Origin of the sequence: Streptococcus oralis (assembly GCF_015561235.1) — a bacterium.
GTDB lineage: Bacteria > Bacillota > Bacilli > Lactobacillales > Streptococcaceae > Streptococcus > Streptococcus oralis_BK.
Genome location: NZ_JADMTC010000001.1, coordinates 631,376 through 647,169, shown reverse-complemented (window position 1 = coordinate 647,169; position 15,794 = coordinate 631,376). Strand labels below are relative to the sequence as shown.

The window sequence follows — 15,794 nt, the reverse complement described above, 5'->3', positions numbered from 1 at the left end:
ATCACCTTATTTCTTTTTGTTGTAAGCAAAGAGTGGGCTGACGGGTTTTCTTTCATGGATGCGGACGATAGCATCTCCGATTAACTCGCTAGCAGTAATGTAACATACATTTTCTGGAGTTCTTTCTTTGGTTGCTACTGAGTCTGTCACAAGGATTTCTTTGATGTTTGTAGCATCTAGAAGGTCTGCTGCACCTTCAACAAATAAACCGTGACTAGATACTGCATAAATTTCAGTTGCACCTTCACGTTCAACGATTTTGGCTGCTTCAGAGAAAGTACGACCAGTATTTAGGATATCGTCAATTAAGATAGCCTTCTTGCCTTCAACATCCCCAATGATATAGCCTTCGTTACGATCAGAATCGTCTTGGGCGTAGTCAATGATAGCGATAGGGGCATCAAGGTATTCGGCCAAACTACGAGCACGTTTAACACCAGAGTTCTTTGGACTAACAACAACAACATCAGAGCCAAGAAGTCCTTTATCACAGTAGTGCTTAGCAAATAGAGGAACAGTATAAAGATTGTCTACAGGAATGTCAAAGAAACCTTGAACCTGAACAGCGTGGAGGTCAAGCGTTAGAACACGGCTTACACCAGCCTTGACAAGCATATTGGCAACCAATTTTGCAGTGAGGGGTTCGCGAGAAGAAGCGATACGATCCTGACGAGCATAACCAAAGTAAGGAAGGACAACGTTGATACTGTGAGCACTTGCACGAACACAAGCATCAACCATGATTAATAATTCCATCAAGTGGTTGCTAACGGGGTAGCTGGTTGACTGGATGATGTAAACATCGTAACCACGGACACTTTCTTCAATATTGACCTGGATTTCACCATCAGAAAATTGACGAGAGGATAATTTTCCGAGAGGTACACCAACTGTATCAGCAATCTTTTGAGCGATTTCTGGGTTAGAGTTTAGGGTGAAAAGTTTCATGTTGTTTCTATCTGACATTATAGACCGTCCTCTGTAAACTTTGTGAATCTTCTTTGAGAAAGTTTTGTTTTTCAAAGCAAGATTCTTTTATTTTTATCTTTTCTATTCTACCAAAAAAAGGAGATTATTTCAGCTTTTTTTCATGCTTTTAATAAAACGAATTAATTTTGATGGAGCTTTCTTATAAACTATATGATTCTCATCTAAAAATCTCTTAATATCGGCTTTCCCTTTTTCATGGTCTGTGACTTCAAGCTCGAGTTCATAGTCCGTCTGGTCAAAGTATTGACTTTCGTCTAAGGCCATTAAGCCAATTTCAGTTTTCGTTTCATAACGTAGAGTTGAAAGACAGCCTAGAACAAGCCATTCATGGCTTTCGATGCCAATCTTAGCAAGCTTCTCTAGAACGAGCCCTTGAGGTAGTTTTTGTTTCTCTAGGTATGATTCAGCTTCTGAAAGAGTCAATTTCTGGTTGTATTCCATATTTCCTACAGTTTGAGGCACTTTCAAGGTCAATTCCGCCCAATCTGCAAATGTGCGAATGCGCATGGCAACCTTCTTTTCACGCAATTGGAAATCTGGTGTGTCAATGTAGTAGTTTTTCTGAAGGACGGGTTGGATATGGGAAAACTGTTTTTTTAGATGATCATATTCCTCTTTTTTCAGAAGTGTTTTCAATTCTATTTCTAAATGTTTCATTTTTTCAACCTTTTCTATATCTTTGAAAGCGATTTATGGTATAATGGACAATGTATTTATTGTATACGAATGTATTGAAAAAATCAAAGATTTTCGACAGAGCAATCAAACATTACAAGGGAGAAAGTATGACCATAGAATGGGAAGAATTTTTAGATCCATACATTCAGGCTGTAGGTGAGTTGAAGATTAAACTTCGGGGAATTCGCAAACAGTATCGTAAGCAAAACAAGCATTCTCCGATTGAATTTGTAACGGGTCGTGTCAAACCGATTGAAAGTATCAAAGAAAAGATGGCTCGTCGAGGAATTACTTATGCAAGTCTGGAACATGATCTGCAAGATATTGCAGGTTTACGTGTCATGGTTCAGTTTGTTGACGACGTTAAAGAAGTAGTTGAGATTCTACGTAAACGCCAAGATATGAGAATCATTCAGGAACGAGACTATATCACTCATCGTAAGGCTTCAGGTTATCGCTCTTATCACGTGGTTGTCGAGTACACGGTTGATACGATCAACGGGGCTAAGACGATTTTGGCTGAAATTCAAATACGGACTTTAGCCATGAATTTCTGGGCTACGATTGAACACTCGCTCAATTATAAATATCAGGGCGATTTTCCAGAAGAAATCAGGAAAAGACTGGAAATCACGGCGAAAATAGCCTATCAACTGGATGAAGAAATGGGCAAGATTCGTGACGACATCCAGGAAGCGCAGGCTCTCTTTGATCCATTGAGCAGAAAACTAAACGATGGTGTAGGAAATAGTGACGATACAGATGAAGAATACAGGTAAACGAGTTGACCTCATAGCAAATAGAAAACCTCAGAGTCAGAAGGTTTTGCATGAGCTGAGGGAAAAACTAAAGAAACAACATTTTATACTGAACGATACCAATCCCGACATTGTCATTTCTATTGGTGGCGACGGGATGCTTTTGTCTGCTTTTCACAAGTATGAGAATCAGTTAGACAAGGTTCGATTTGTAGGTGTTCATACAGGTCATTTGGGATTTTACACGGATTATCGTGACTTTGAGTTGGACCAGCTAGTTACCAATCTCCAACTGGATTCTGGAGCTAAGGTTTCTTACCCAGTCTTGAATGTCAAAGTGACACTTGAAAATGGAGATGTAAAAACCTTCCGAGCCTTAAATGAAGCTAGCATCCGTCGGTCAGATCGCACCATGGTTGCGGATATTGTAATCAATGGTGTTCCCTTTGAACGTTTTCGTGGAGACGGGCTAACAGTTTCGACACCGACGGGAAGTACTGCCTACAACAAGTCCTTGGGTGGAGCTGTCTTGCATCCTACCATTGAAGCCTTGCAGTTGACGGAGATAGCCAGCCTTAACAACCGAGTCTATCGCACTTTGGGATCATCAATCATTATTCCCAAAAAAGATAAGATTGAACTCTTTCCAACACGCAATGATTACCACACGATATCAGTCGATAACAGTGTCTATTCATTCCGTAATATCGAACGGATTGAGTACCAAATCGACCATCACAAGATCCACTTCGTAGCGACACCAAGTCACACTAGTTTCTGGAATCGTGTCAAAGATGCCTTCATTGGCGAGGTGGATGAATGAGGTTCGAATTTATCGCAGATGAACATGTCAAGGTCAAAACATTTCTGAAGAAACAAGAGGTTTCTAAAGGACTGTTGGCCAAGATAAAGTTTCGAGGTGGGGCTATCCTAGTCAACGATAGACCTCAGAATGCGACTTATCTCTTAGATATTGGAGACAGGGTTACCATTGACATCCCAGCAGAGGAAGGCTTTGAAACCCTTGAAGCAATCGACCGTTCCTTAGATATCTTGTATGAGGATGACCATTTTCTGGTTTTGAATAAGCCTTATGGAGTTGCTTCCATTCCCAGTGTTAATCATTCTAATACCATTGCGAATTTTATCAAAGGCTACTATGTTAAACAGGGATATGAAAATCAGCAGGTTCATATCGTGACCAGACTTGATCGAGATACATCAGGTTTGATGCTCTTTGCCAAGCACGGTTATGCTCATGCACGATTAGACAAGCAACTACAACGAAAGTCTATCGAAAAACGTTATTTCGCTTTGGTTAAGGGCAATGGGGATTTGGAGCCTGAAGGGGAGATTATCGCCCCGATTGCTCGTGATGTGGACTCCATTATCACGAGACGGGTTGCTAAAGGTGGAAAATACGCCCATACATCTTACAAAGTTGTAGCGTCTTATGAGGATATTCACTTGGTTGATATTCAACTGCATACTGGGCGAACCCATCAGATTCGTGTTCATTTTTCACATATTGGTTTTCCCTTACTTGGAGATGACCTCTATGGTGGAAGTTTAGAGCATGGCATAGAGCGTCAAGCGCTACATTGCCATTTCTTATCTTTTTATCATCCTTTTCTTGAAGAACAGTTGGAAATATCATCTCCACTGCCAGATGATTTTAAGAATTTAATAACTAAGTTATCAATTAATTAATATTAAAGGAGAAACTCATGGAAGTTTTTGAAAGTCTAAAAACCAACCTAGTTGGTAAAAATGTACGCATCGTTCTCCCTGAAGGGAAAGAACCTCGTATCCTCCAAGCTACAAAACGTTTGGTTAAAGAAACAGATGTTATCCCAGTATTGCTTGGTAACCCTGAAAAAATCAAAATCTACCTTGAAATCGAAGGAATCACTGAAGGTTACGAAGTTATCGACCCTGACCACTACGCTAAGTTTGACGAAATGGTTGCTGCGCTCGTTGAACGTCGTAACGGTAAGATATCAGAAGAAGAAGCTGTTAGACTCTTGCGTGAAGACGTTAACTACTTTGGTGTAATGCTAGTATATATGGGCTTGGTTGACGGTATGGTTTCAGGTGCACTTCACTCAACTGCTGCAACAGTTCGTCCAGCCCTTCAAATCATTAAAACTCGTCCTAATGTTACTCGTACTTCAGGTGCCTTCTTGATGACTCGTGGTTCAGAACGTTATCTTTTCGGAGACTGTGCGATCAACATTAATCCTGATGCAGATGCCTTAGCTGAAATTGCTATTAACTCAGCAATCACTGCGAAAATGTTTGGTATCGAACCCAAAATTGCTATGTTGAGCTATTCTACTAAAGGTTCTGGTTTTGGTGAGAACGTTGATAAGGTAGTAGCAGCTACACAACGTGCGCACGAACTACGTCCAGACCTTGAAATCGATGGGGAATTGCAATTTGACGCTGCCTTCCACCCTGAAACAGCAGCTTTGAAAGCTCCAGGAAGTAAAGTAGCTGGACAAGCAACTGTATTCATCTTTCCAAGTATCGAAGCAGGAAATATCGGTTACAAGATTGCAGAACGTCTTGGTGGTTTCTCGGCTGTAGGTCCTGTTCTGCAAGGTTTGAACAAGCCAGTAAACGACCTTTCTCGTGGATGTAATGCCGATGATGTGTACAAGTTGACCCTTATCACTGCTGCCCAAGCAGTTCATCAATAAGAAATAGACCTCTTTCCCTATGGGAAGAGGCTTTTTAGTACTGAGAAAAGGACAGTTAGAAGCTTCTATGTTATACTAGATATATGTTAGATTTGAAAGAACATGGTGTTGACATGTGGCCAGAGGAGAAGATCATTTCATTTCGTGAAAAACTCCTCAAGTGGTATGATGAAAACAAGCGAGATTTACCTTGGCGGAGAAGTAAAAATCCTTATCACATCTGGGTATCTGAAATCATGCTGCAGCAGACCAGAGTGGATACAGTTATTCCATACTACGAACGATTCTTGGACTGGTTCCCAACTGTTGAAAGTCTGGCGAATGCCCCTGAAGAGCGTCTACTGAAGGCTTGGGAAGGATTGGGCTATTATTCTCGAGTACGCAATATGCAGGCTGCAGCCCAGCAGATTATGGCTGACTTTGGGGGTCAATTTCCAAACACCTATGAAGGAATTTTTAGTTTGAAAGGGATTGGACCATACACTGCGGGAGCTATTTCTAGTATCGCTTTTAACTTGCCTGAGCCAGCGGTTGATGGCAATGTCATGCGGGTTTTGGCGCGCTTGTTTGAGATTAATCATGATATCGGAGTTCCCAGCAATCGAAAGATTTTCCAAGCTCTGATGGAAATCTTGATTGACCCGAAACGGCCAGGAGACTTTAACCAAGCTCTGATGGATTTAGGTTCTAACATAGAGGCGCCAGTTAATCCTAGACCAGAAGAAAGCCCTGTTAAGGACTTTAGTGCGGCGTATCAGAATGGTACTATGGATGTATATCCGATTAAAGAACCCAAGAAAAAGCCCCTCCCAATCTATCTCAAGGCTCTGGTTGTGCGCAATGACCGAGGTCAATATCTTCTTGAGAAAAATGAAAGTGAGAAACTACTCGCTGGATTTTGGCATTTCCCCTTGATTGAAGTCGAAGAATTTTCTAGAAAAGACAATCAACTAGATCTTTTTTATCAAGTTAAGGAGGAAAGCAGAGCATTTGGACCAAGTCCTCAAGAAAACTTTGAGCAGGATTATGATTTAGAAGTGAATTGGTCTCAGCAAGTATTTGACCAGGTAAAGCATGTATTTAGTCATCGGAAATGGCATATTCAAATCCTAGCAGGTCAAGTGACAGATTCGAAACAGTTTTCTGACAGAGAAGTTCGTTGGGTTTTCCCTCAGGAATTTTCTGATTATCCACTTGCTAAACCTCAACAAAAGATTTGGCAGGCTTATAAAACAGCTCTTGAAGATGAAGGCTTACAGTAGCCATTTGTGCCTTCTTTGTATTTTTTTGTTATAATAGATAGAGAAAAGGTGATGAAATGAAAAAAATATTAATTGTAGATGATGAGAAACCGATCTCGGATATTATTAAGTTTAATATGACCAAGGAAGGTTACGAAGTTGTAACCGCATCTAATGGTCGTGAAGCAATTGAGCTATTTGAAGCAGAGCAACCAGATATTATTATTCTAGACTTGATGCTTCCGGAAATTGATGGTTTAGAAGTTGCTAAAGCTATTCGTAAGACCAGTAGTGTGCCAATTATTATGCTCTCGGCTAAGGATAGCGAGTTTGACAAGGTTATCGGTTTGGAGTTAGGTGCAGATGATTATGTTACAAAGCCCTTCTCGAACCGTGAGTTACAAGCCCGTGTCAAGGCTCTGCTTCGTCGTACAGATCTTGCTTCAGTAGATAGCCAAGAGTCTGATGAGAAGAGGACGCAGCCCTTACAAATTGGTGATTTGGAAATCGTTCCAGATGCTTATGTGGCTAAGAAATATGGTGAGGAATTAGATTTGACCCACCGTGAGTTTGAACTCTTGTATCACTTGGCATCTCATATTGGACAAGTGATTACGCGTGAACACTTGCTTGAGACCGTTTGGGGTTATGACTATTTTGGTGATGTTCGTACGGTGGACGTGACTATCCGACGTTTGCGTGAAAAAATTGAAGACACACCAAGCCGTCCAGAGTATATCCTCACACGTCGTGGTGTTGGCTACTATATGAAAAATAATGATTGAAGATATTAGACAAACTATTCTGACCAGTGATTTTATCTTTATCCTGATTTTACTTGGCTTTATACTAGTGGTGACCTTGTTGTTGCTGGAAAACCGTCGGGATAACATCCGGTTAAAAGAGATAAATCAGAAGGTTAAGGACTTAATTGCAGGTGATTATTCTCAAGTTTTGGACTTGCAAGGTAGCACAGAAATCACCAACATCACCAATAACTTGAATGATTTGTCAGAAGTCATTCGTTTGACCCAAGAAAATCTGGAACAAGAGAGTAAAAGGTTGCATAGCATTCTTTCCTATATGACAGATGGTGTTCTTGCGACCAATCGCCGTGGCCAGATTACTATGATCAATGATATGGCAAAGAAACAGCTCGGTGTGCAGAAAGAAGATGTTCTTAATAAAAGCATCCTCGAATTGCTTAAGATAGAAGATGAGTATGAGTTGCGTGATCTGATTACACAGATACCTGAGTTGACGATTGACTCCCAAGATGTGAATGGGGAATACCTGAGCCTTCGTGTACGTTTTGCTCTGGTTCGCCGTGAGTCAGGTTTCATCTCTGGTTTGGTTGCCGTTTTACATGATACGACCGAGCAGGAGAAGGAAGAGCGTGAGCGAAGACTCTTTGTTTCGAACGTGAGTCACGAGTTACGGACTCCTTTGACCAGTGTTAAATCTTATCTTGAAGCCTTGGACGAGGGAGCCCTGTATGATCCTGTCGCCCCTGATTTTATCAAAGTTTCACTCGATGAAACCAACCGTATGATGCGTATGGTGACAGATCTCTTGCATCTCTCTCGTATTGACAATGCGACTAGTAAACTGGATGTAGAGTTGATTAACTTTACAGCCTTCATCACCTTTATCCTCAACCGTTTTGATAAGATGAGAAATCAGGATGAAGAGAAAAAATATGAGCTAGTGAGAGATTATCCAATAACTTCAGTTTGGATTGAGATTGATACGGATAAGATGACCCAGGTGATTGATAATATTCTTAACAATGCCATCAAGTACTCACCAGATGGTGGGAAGATTACGGTCAGCATGAAAACTACGGATGACCAGATGATTTTATCAATTTCTGACCAGGGTCTTGGGATTCCAAAACAAGATTTACCTAGGATTTTTGACCGTTTCTACCGTGTGGATCGCGCAAGAAGTCGTGCTCAAGGTGGAACTGGACTAGGTCTAGCCATCGCCAAAGAAATCATCAAACAACACAATGGTTTTATTTGGGCAAAAAGCGAATACGGTAAGGGCTCAACCTTTACCATCGTGCTCCCTTATGATAAGGAGGCCGTAAAAGAAGAAATATGGGAGGACGAAATAGAAGACTAGAATGAGTGAAAAAGGCTTTAAATATAGTATTTTAGCATCAGGTTCCAGTGGAAATTCCTTTTATCTGGAAACCCCAAAAAAGAAAATCTTAGTGGATGCAGGCTTGTCTGGTAAGAAAATCACCAGTCTTTTGAGCGAAATCAATCGTAAGCCAGAAGATTTGGATGCGATTTTGATTACGCATGAACACTCAGATCATATCCATGGAGTTGGTGTATTGGCTCGCAAATATGGTATGGACCTTTACGCCAATGAAAAGACTTGGCAGGCTATGGAAAATAGCAAGTACCTCGGTAAAGCGGATTCATCGCAGAAGCATATTTTTGAAATGGGTAAAACCAAAACCTTTGGCGATATCGACATTGAGAGTTTTGGGGTTAGCCATGATGCGGCAGCACCCCAGTTTTACCGCTTTATGAAAGACGACAAGAGCTTTGTCATGCTGACCGATACAGGTTACGTCAGTGACCGTATGGCAGGAATTGTTGAGAATGCAGACGGTTATCTCATTGAGTCCAACCATGATGTGGAAATCTTACGAGCAGGATCTTATGCTTGGCGGCTCAAACAGCGAATCCTATCCGATCTCGGTCACCTCTCTAACGAAGACGGAGCTGAGGCTATGATTCGTGCAATGGGAAATCGAACCAAGAAAATCTACCTCGGGCATTTGTCCAAAGAGAACAATATCAAGGAGCTGGCTCATATGACCATGGTCAACCAGCTAGCGCAAGCTGATCTAGGAGTAGGAGTAGACTTTAAAGTTTATGATACCTCTCCAGATACTGCAACACCATTGACAGAGATATAAAAAAGAAGGCGAGTGCCTTCTTTTTTATATTTTTTACAATCCTGCAAATTCTTTGATTTCTTGTGCTGACATTGAAGAGTCACAACGGACATCGATTTGGCCATCAGCAACATGAACGAATCCTGGAACAGTTGGGATACCATAGCGTGAACGGAAATCTTGCAAAGCATTGAGTTGGCTTGGTTCTTCACTATTGATAAAGTAGATGTGAGCTTTGGTTTCAGCCACGACACCTGCTAATGTACCAGCAAATTTACGGCAGTAGGGACAAGTTTTGCGACCGATGAAGAAGGTTGCTGTTTCTTTATTATCAAGTGCTTCTTGAGCACGGGCAACAGTTGTGACTTCAAGATCTTTAATATTTTCTAAAAATTGTTCCATGAGTTTACCTCGCTTTCATTGATATGTCTAGTATGCCACAAAGTTCCTAAAATTGCTTAGATTTGATACGAAAAAAAGATGAGACTAGTTTATCTCATCTTTATAGAGTGTTATTTCACAAACGCATTGATTTCCGCTTCGATGTTAGCAATCTTAGCTTGTGAATCTTCGTTGCTTTCACCCACAACGGCAATGTAGAACTTGATTTTTGGTTCTGTACCTGAAGGGCGAACTGCAATCCATGAACCGTCAGCAAGTGTATATTTCAACACATCACTTGGAGGAGTAGTCAAAGTTGTCACAGTACCATCAGCAGCAGTAGCAGTTTGAGCCTTGAAGTCTTCTACGACAGTGATAGCTGTTGTGTTCCATTCTTTTGGAGCATTGTTACGGAACTTAGCCATAATCGCTTTGATTTGTTCTGCACCATCGACACCAGAAAGGGTAACAGAGATGGTCTTTTCAGCGTAGTAGCCGTATTCTTTGTAGATTTCTTCGATACCGTCAGCAAGTGTCAAACCACGTGAACGATAATAGGCAGCAAGTTCAGCAACGACAAGAACGGCTTGGATAGCATCTTTATCACGTACAAATGGTTTGATCAAGTAACCGAAGCTTTCTTCAAATCCCATCATGTAAGTGTGGTTGTGTTTTTCTTCAAATTCTTGGATTTTTTCAGCGATAAATTTGAAACCTGTCAAGACATTGAACATAGTTGCGCCGTAGCTTTCAGCAATCTTCGTTACCAAGTCAGTTGATACGATGGATTTGCAGAGAGCAGCATTTTCAGGAAGAGTTCCAGCACTCTTATGAGCTTCCAAGATGTATTTAGCCATGATAGCACCGATTTGGTTACCTGAAAGGTTGAGGTAGCTACCATCTTTTTGAAGAACTTCAACACCCACGCGGTCAGCGTCTGGATCAGTTGCCACAAGAACATCAGCACCAACTTGACGGCCGAGTTCTTCAGCAAGGGCGAAGGCCGCTTGATTTTCGGGATTTGGAGATTTAACAGTTGAGAAGTCTGGGTCTGCAGTTGCTTGTGCTTCAACAACTTGAACTGAGTCAAATCCTGCTTGTGCAAGAGCACGGCGAGCCAACATTTCACCAGTACCATGAAGTGGTGTGTAGACAATCTTCATGTCTTTACCAAACTCTTCAATCAAGGCTGGGTTGATATTTACATCTTTTACTTCTTTGAGGTATTCTGCATCAACAGCTTCGCCGATAACTTCAATCAAGCCAGAAGCTTTTTCAGCTTCGACATCAGCAACTTCCACAGCAAATGGATTTTCGATTGCACGGATGTAAGTTGTCAAAGCGTCCGCATCGTGTGGAGGCATTTGTCCACCGTCTTCACCGTAAACCTTGTAACCGTTAAATGGAGCAGGGTTATGGCTGGCAGTAATCATGATACCTGCAAAACAGTTGAGGTGACGAACTGCAAATGAGAGTTCTGGAGTTGGACGAAGGCTTTCAAATACGTAAGATTTGATACCATGTTTTGCAAGAACTGCCGCAGATTCAAAGGCAAACTCAGGTGAGAAGTGACGACTATCGTAGGCAATTGCCACACCACGTTCTTTTTCATTTCCACCTTTTGACTCAATCAAACGAGCCAATCCTTCAGTTGCTTGACGAACAACATAGATGTTGATGCGGTTTGTACCTGCACCGATCAAGCCACGCATACCTGCAGTACCAAATTCAAGATTGGTGTAGAAAGCATCTTCTTTTGTTTTTTCGTCCATGTTTTCTAAATCTTGACGAAGATAGTCGGGAAGGTCGGCAAAATCGACCCATTTTTGATAATTTTCTTGGTAAGTCATAGAGTATCTCCTTTATCTATTGCTTTAATCGCTTTCATTATATCACGATTTGATATTTTAGTAAAACATTAGCATAACTTAAAATGTAGGAAATTTACTTTTATTTCATTGTAGAAGAATAGCCCAATACGCTTTCTAATGAAAAAGAAGATGAATAGTTCGGGTTTATGACTCAAACTTTTTTCATTGCAATTGTGCAAAAGAGAAAAAGATAGTAAAATGGATGTATGATTATTTTACAAGCTAATAAAATTGAACGTTCTTTTGCAGGCGAGCTTTTGTTTGATAATATCAACCTGCAGGTAGATGAACGAGACCGAATTGCTCTTGTTGGGAAAAATGGTGCTGGTAAGTCCACACTTTTGAAGATTTTGGTTGGAGAAGAGGAGCCAACTAGTGGAGAAATCAATAAGAAAAAAGATGTTTCTCTGTCTTACCTAGCCCAAGATAGTCGTTTTGAGTCTGAAAATACCATTTATAATGAAATGCTTCACGTCTTTGATGACTTGCGTCGGGCAGAGACACAACTGCGTCAAATGGAATTAGAGATGGGTGAAAAGTATGGCGAGGATTTGGATAAACTGATGGCGGATTATGATCGTTTATTAGAGAATTTCCGACAGGCTGGTGGCTTTACCTACGAAGCTGATATCCGCGCTATCTTAAATGGTTTCAAGTTTGATGAATCTATGTGGCAGACGAAAATTGCTGAGCTTTCAGGTGGTCAAAATACTCGTCTGGCACTGGCTAAAATGCTCCTTGAAAAGCCCAAACTCTTGGTCTTGGACGAGCCTACCAACCACTTGGATATTGAAACCATTGCCTGGTTGGAAAATTACCTAGTAAATTATAGTGGTGCACTCATTATTGTCAGTCACGACCGTTACTTTTTGGATAAGGTTGCGACGGTTACACTCGATTTGACTAAGCATTCCTTAGATCGTTATGTAGGTAATTACTCTCGTTTTGTTGAGTTAAAGGAGCAAAAGCTAGCTACTGAGGCAAAAAACTATGAAAAGCAACAGAAGGAAATCGCGGCTCTAGAAGACTTTGTCAATCGCAATCTAGTCCGAGCTTCAACAACCAAACGTGCTCAATCTCGTCGGAAACAATTGGAAAAAATGGAGCGTTTGGACAAACCTGAAACTAGTAAGAAATCAGCCAATATGACCTTCCAGTCTGAAAAAACATCAGGTAATATCGTTTTAACCGTTGAAAATGCGGCCATTGGCTATGATGGGGAAATACTCTCAGAGCCAATCAATCTCGACCTCCGTAAGATGAATGCTGTTGCCATCGTAGGACCAAATGGTATTGGTAAGTCAACCTTTATCAAGTCTATCGTTGATCAGATTCCTTTTATCAAGGGAGAAAAACGCTTTGGCGCTAATGTTGAGGTTGGCTACTATGACCAGACTCAAAGCAAGTTGACACCAAGTAATACTGTTCTGGATGAACTTTGGAATGATTTTAAACTGACACCAGAAGTTGAAATCCGCAACCGCCTAGGTGCCTTCCTTTTCTCAGGAGATGATGTTAAAAAATCAGTTGGCATGCTGTCAGGTGGCGAGAAAGCTCGTTTACTGCTTGCCAAACTTTCAATGGAAAACAACAATTTCTTGATTTTGGACGAGCCGACCAACCACTTGGATATTGATAGCAAGGAAGTCTTGGAAAATGCCTTGATTGACTTTGATGGGACCTTGCTCTTTGTCAGTCACGACCGTTACTTTATCAATCGTGTAGCCACTCATGTACTGGAATTGTCTGAGAGTGGTTCAACCCTCTACCTTGGAGATTATGACTACTATGTTGAGAAAAAGGCTGAAATAGAAGTCAGCCAGACAGAGGAAGCTTCAATGAGTAATCAAGCAAAAGAAGCAAGTCCAGCTAATGACTATCAGGCCCAGAAAGAAAGTCAGAAAGAAGCCCGTAAGCTCATGCGCCAAATAGAGAGTTTAGAGGCTGAAATCGAAGAGTTAGAAACTCAAAGCCAAGCCATTTCTGAAAAAATGCTGGAAACCAACGATGCTGAAAAACTCATGGAATTTCAGACTGAACTGGACAAAATTAGCCATCGTCAGGAAGAAGCCATGCTTGAGTGGGAAGAATTATCAGAGCAGGTGTAAAGATGAAACATCTAGGAAAGATATTTCGTGAATTTCGAACAAGTGGGAAGTACTCCTTGAAAGAGGCGGCAGGTGAATCATGTTCAACCTCTCAGTTATCTCGCTTCGAGCTTGGGGAGTCTGATCTAGCAGTTTCTCGGTTCTTTGAGATTTTGGACAATATTCATGTGACTATTGAGAATTTCATGGACAAGGCTAGGGATTTTCAAAATCATGAACATGTTGCCTTAATGGCACAGATTATTCCGCTTTACTACTCAAATGATATTGCAGGTTTTCAAAAGCTTCAAAGAGAACAACTTGAAAAGGCTAAGAGTTCGACCAATCCCCTCTATTTTGAGCTGAATTGGATTCTGCTACAAGGTCTGATTTGTCAAAGAGATTCTCGTTACGCGATGAGGCAGAGTGATTTGGAAAAGGTAGCAGATTATCTTTTTCAAACAGAAGAATGGACCATGTATGAGTTGATACTTTTCGGGAATCTCTATACTTTCTACAATGTGGACTATGTAGCTCGGATTGGCAGAGAAGTGATGGAGAGGGAACACTACTACAAGGAAATTGGTCGGCATCGAAAACTTGTTTTGATTTTATCTCTTAACTGTTACCAGCATTGTTTGGAAAATCGATCCTTTGCGGATGCGGACTATTTTGAGGGCTATGTGGAGAAGTTGATTGGAAATGGGATCAAGCTTTATGAGCGCAATATCTTCCATTATCTCAAAGGTTTCGCCCTCTACCAGAGAGACTTGAAAGAAGAGGGTTGTAGTCAGATGCAGGAGGCTATGCGTATTTTTGATGTGCTTGGACTTCCAGAGCAAGTGGCTTACTATCAGGAACATTATGAAAAATTTGTAAATGCTTAAATTTCCCAAATAAGGGAAAAATAAAGAGACTCCTTTCAGTTTTGATACAATAGTTTCAAAATTTGAGAGGAGCTTTTTATATGAATCGACATGCAATCCAGTTGATTAGTCGTGGGGCTATTAATAAAATAGGGAATATGCTCTATGATTATGGAAACAGTATTTGGTTAGCATCAATGGGGACGATAGGACAGACTGTTCTTGGAATTTATCAGATTTCTGAACTCGTCACATCGATTCTGGTCAATCCCTTTGGCGGAGTGATTTCAGACCGCTTTTCGCGTCGCAAAATTTTGATGACGACGGACTTGATTTGTGGCCTTCTCTGTTTAGCTATTTCTTTCATCAGAAATGATAGCTTGATGATTGCTGCTCTGATCTTCGCAAATATTGTTCAGGCGATTGCCTTTGCATTTTCTCGTACAGCCAACAAAGCCATTATAACTGAGGTTGTAGAGAAAGACGAAATTGTGACCTATAATGCTCGCTTAGAGCTCGTTTTGCAGGTTGTCGGTGTTAGCTCCCCTGTACTTTCTTTCCTCGTTTTACAATTTGCCAGTCTCCATATGACACTCGTTTTAGATGCCATTAGTTTTTTCATTGCATTTACCTTAGTAGTTTTTCTCCCAAAAAAAGAGACTCAGGAACAAGAGAAAAAGACTTTCAGCTGGAAAAATCTTTTTTCTGATATGAAAGAAGGGATTCGCTATATTTGGCGCCAGCAAGAAATCTTTTTCCTTTTGGTAGTCGCTTCCAGCGTTAATTTCTTTTTTGCAGCTTTTGAATTTCTCCTCCCTTTTTCGAATCGACTATACGGGGTAGAAGGAGCTTATGCAACTATTTTGACTATGGGCGCTATTGGTTCGATTATCGGAGCTCTTCTAGCTAGCAAAATAAAGGCAGGTGTTTATAATCTTTTGATTCTATTGGCCTTGACTGGAGTTGGAGTTTTTATGATGGGGTTACCACTGCCAACTTTTCTTTCCTTTTCTGGAAATTTAGTTTGTGAACTGTTTATGACGATATTTAATATTCACTTTTTTACTCAGGTTCAAACCAAGGTTGAGGGGGAATACTTGGGAAGAGTCCTAAGCACCATTTTTACCTTAGCCATCCTATTTATGCCGATTGCAAAAGGCTTTATGACGGTGCTACCAAGTGTCCATCTCTCTTCTTTTCTGATAATTGGAAGCGGTGTTATCATCCTGTCTTGTTTCTCCCTCGTTTATGTGCGAAGTCATTTTGAAAAAGAGTTATAATTTCTCTTTTTTTAGAAAATATT

The 15,794-nt window shown here is 40.8% G+C and carries 15 protein-coding genes; 11 read left to right on the top strand and 4 right to left on the bottom strand.

Annotated features, from left to right (window positions below; translation table 11 throughout):
- Window positions 1–6: 6 nt before the first annotated feature.
- Together I2H52_RS03315 and I2H52_RS03310 are read right to left on the bottom strand one after the other, a co-directional pair.
- Window positions 7–966: a ribose-phosphate diphosphokinase gene (locus tag I2H52_RS03315; RefSeq protein ID WP_001283846.1), complete on the bottom strand. Its 960-nt coding sequence runs from the start codon at window positions 964–966 to the stop codon at window positions 7–9.
- Window positions 967–1,077: 111 nt separating this feature from the next.
- A complete protein-coding gene (locus I2H52_RS03310) occupies window positions 1,078–1,647 on the bottom strand; it encodes a CYTH domain-containing protein (protein WP_109290060.1) in 570 nt (189 codons plus the stop codon).
- Between the two features lie 128 nt (window positions 1,648–1,775).
- Here I2H52_RS03310 and I2H52_RS03305 point away from each other — a divergent pair, with 128 nt between their 5' ends.
- The 8 genes from I2H52_RS03305 (at window position 1,776) to I2H52_RS03270 (ending at window position 9,307) form a co-directional block, all read left to right on the top strand.
- Window positions 1,776–2,447 (top strand): GTP pyrophosphokinase, encoded by a 672-nt coding sequence (locus I2H52_RS03305; protein ID WP_109290059.1) that lies wholly within the window; start codon window positions 1,776–1,778, stop codon window positions 2,445–2,447.
- Window positions 2,431–3,249, top strand: coding sequence for an NAD kinase (locus tag I2H52_RS03300; RefSeq protein WP_109290058.1), 819 nt, complete (start codon window positions 2,431–2,433; stop codon window positions 3,247–3,249). The genes I2H52_RS03305 and I2H52_RS03300 overlap by 17 nt, the downstream gene beginning before the upstream one ends.
- Window positions 3,246–4,136 (top strand): RluA family pseudouridine synthase, encoded by an 891-nt coding sequence (locus I2H52_RS03295; protein ID WP_084938653.1) that lies wholly within the window; start codon window positions 3,246–3,248, stop codon window positions 4,134–4,136. The genes I2H52_RS03300 and I2H52_RS03295 overlap by 4 nt, the downstream gene beginning before the upstream one ends.
- A 17-nt stretch (window positions 4,137–4,153) precedes the next feature.
- Window positions 4,154–5,128, top strand: coding sequence for a phosphate acetyltransferase (gene pta / locus I2H52_RS03290; protein ID WP_007522018.1), 975 nt, complete (start codon window positions 4,154–4,156; stop codon window positions 5,126–5,128).
- Between the two features lie 83 nt (window positions 5,129–5,211).
- Entirely contained in the window at window positions 5,212–6,390 is a 1,179-nt protein-coding gene (mutY, locus tag I2H52_RS03285) for an A/G-specific adenine glycosylase (protein WP_084938652.1), read from the top strand.
- A 56-nt stretch (window positions 6,391–6,446) separates the two neighbouring features.
- Window positions 6,447–7,154 (top strand): response regulator YycF, encoded by a 708-nt coding sequence (gene yycF, locus I2H52_RS03280; protein ID WP_007522014.1) that lies wholly within the window; start codon window positions 6,447–6,449, stop codon window positions 7,152–7,154.
- Complete coding sequence (vicK, locus tag I2H52_RS03275; protein WP_084938651.1) at window positions 7,147–8,496, top strand: cell wall metabolism sensor histidine kinase VicK; 1,350 nt, start codon at window positions 7,147–7,149, stop codon at window positions 8,494–8,496. Before yycF ends, vicK begins: the two co-directional genes overlap by 8 nt.
- A 1-nt stretch (window position 8,497) precedes the next feature.
- A complete protein-coding gene (locus I2H52_RS03270) occupies window positions 8,498–9,307 on the top strand; it encodes an MBL fold metallo-hydrolase (protein ID WP_195594217.1) in 810 nt (269 codons plus the stop codon).
- Window positions 9,308–9,340: 33 nt separating this feature from the next.
- Here the strand turns inward: I2H52_RS03270 and I2H52_RS03265 are convergent, their stop codons facing one another.
- Together I2H52_RS03265 and I2H52_RS03260 are read right to left on the bottom strand one after the other, a co-directional pair.
- Window positions 9,341–9,688: a PedC/BrcD family bacteriocin maturation disulfide isomerase gene (locus I2H52_RS03265; RefSeq protein ID WP_084938649.1), complete on the bottom strand. Its 348-nt coding sequence runs from the start codon at window positions 9,686–9,688 to the stop codon at window positions 9,341–9,343.
- Window positions 9,689–9,798: 110 nt separating this feature from the next.
- Complete coding sequence (locus tag I2H52_RS03260) at window positions 9,799–11,517, bottom strand: phospho-sugar mutase (RefSeq protein ID WP_084938648.1); 1,719 nt, start codon at window positions 11,515–11,517, stop codon at window positions 9,799–9,801.
- A 227-nt stretch (window positions 11,518–11,744) separates the two neighbouring features.
- Between I2H52_RS03260 and I2H52_RS03255 the strand changes: the two genes are divergently transcribed.
- The 3 genes from I2H52_RS03255 (at window position 11,745) to I2H52_RS03245 (ending at window position 15,771) form a co-directional block, all read left to right on the top strand.
- On the top strand, window positions 11,745–13,646 hold the full coding sequence (locus tag I2H52_RS03255) for an ABC-F family ATP-binding cassette domain-containing protein (protein WP_049518750.1): 1,902 nt from the start codon (window positions 11,745–11,747) through the stop codon (window positions 13,644–13,646).
- Window positions 13,647–13,648: 2 nt separating this feature from the next.
- The gene (locus tag I2H52_RS03250) at window positions 13,649–14,512 is read left to right on the top strand and encodes an XRE/MutR family transcriptional regulator (RefSeq protein ID WP_195594215.1); all 864 of its coding nucleotides are present in this window, start codon (window positions 13,649–13,651) and stop codon (window positions 14,510–14,512) included.
- 80 nt (window positions 14,513–14,592) lie between these two features.
- On the top strand, window positions 14,593–15,771 hold the full coding sequence (locus I2H52_RS03245) for an MFS transporter (protein WP_195594212.1): 1,179 nt from the start codon (window positions 14,593–14,595) through the stop codon (window positions 15,769–15,771).
- The last annotated feature ends 23 nt before the right edge of the window (window positions 15,772–15,794 follow it).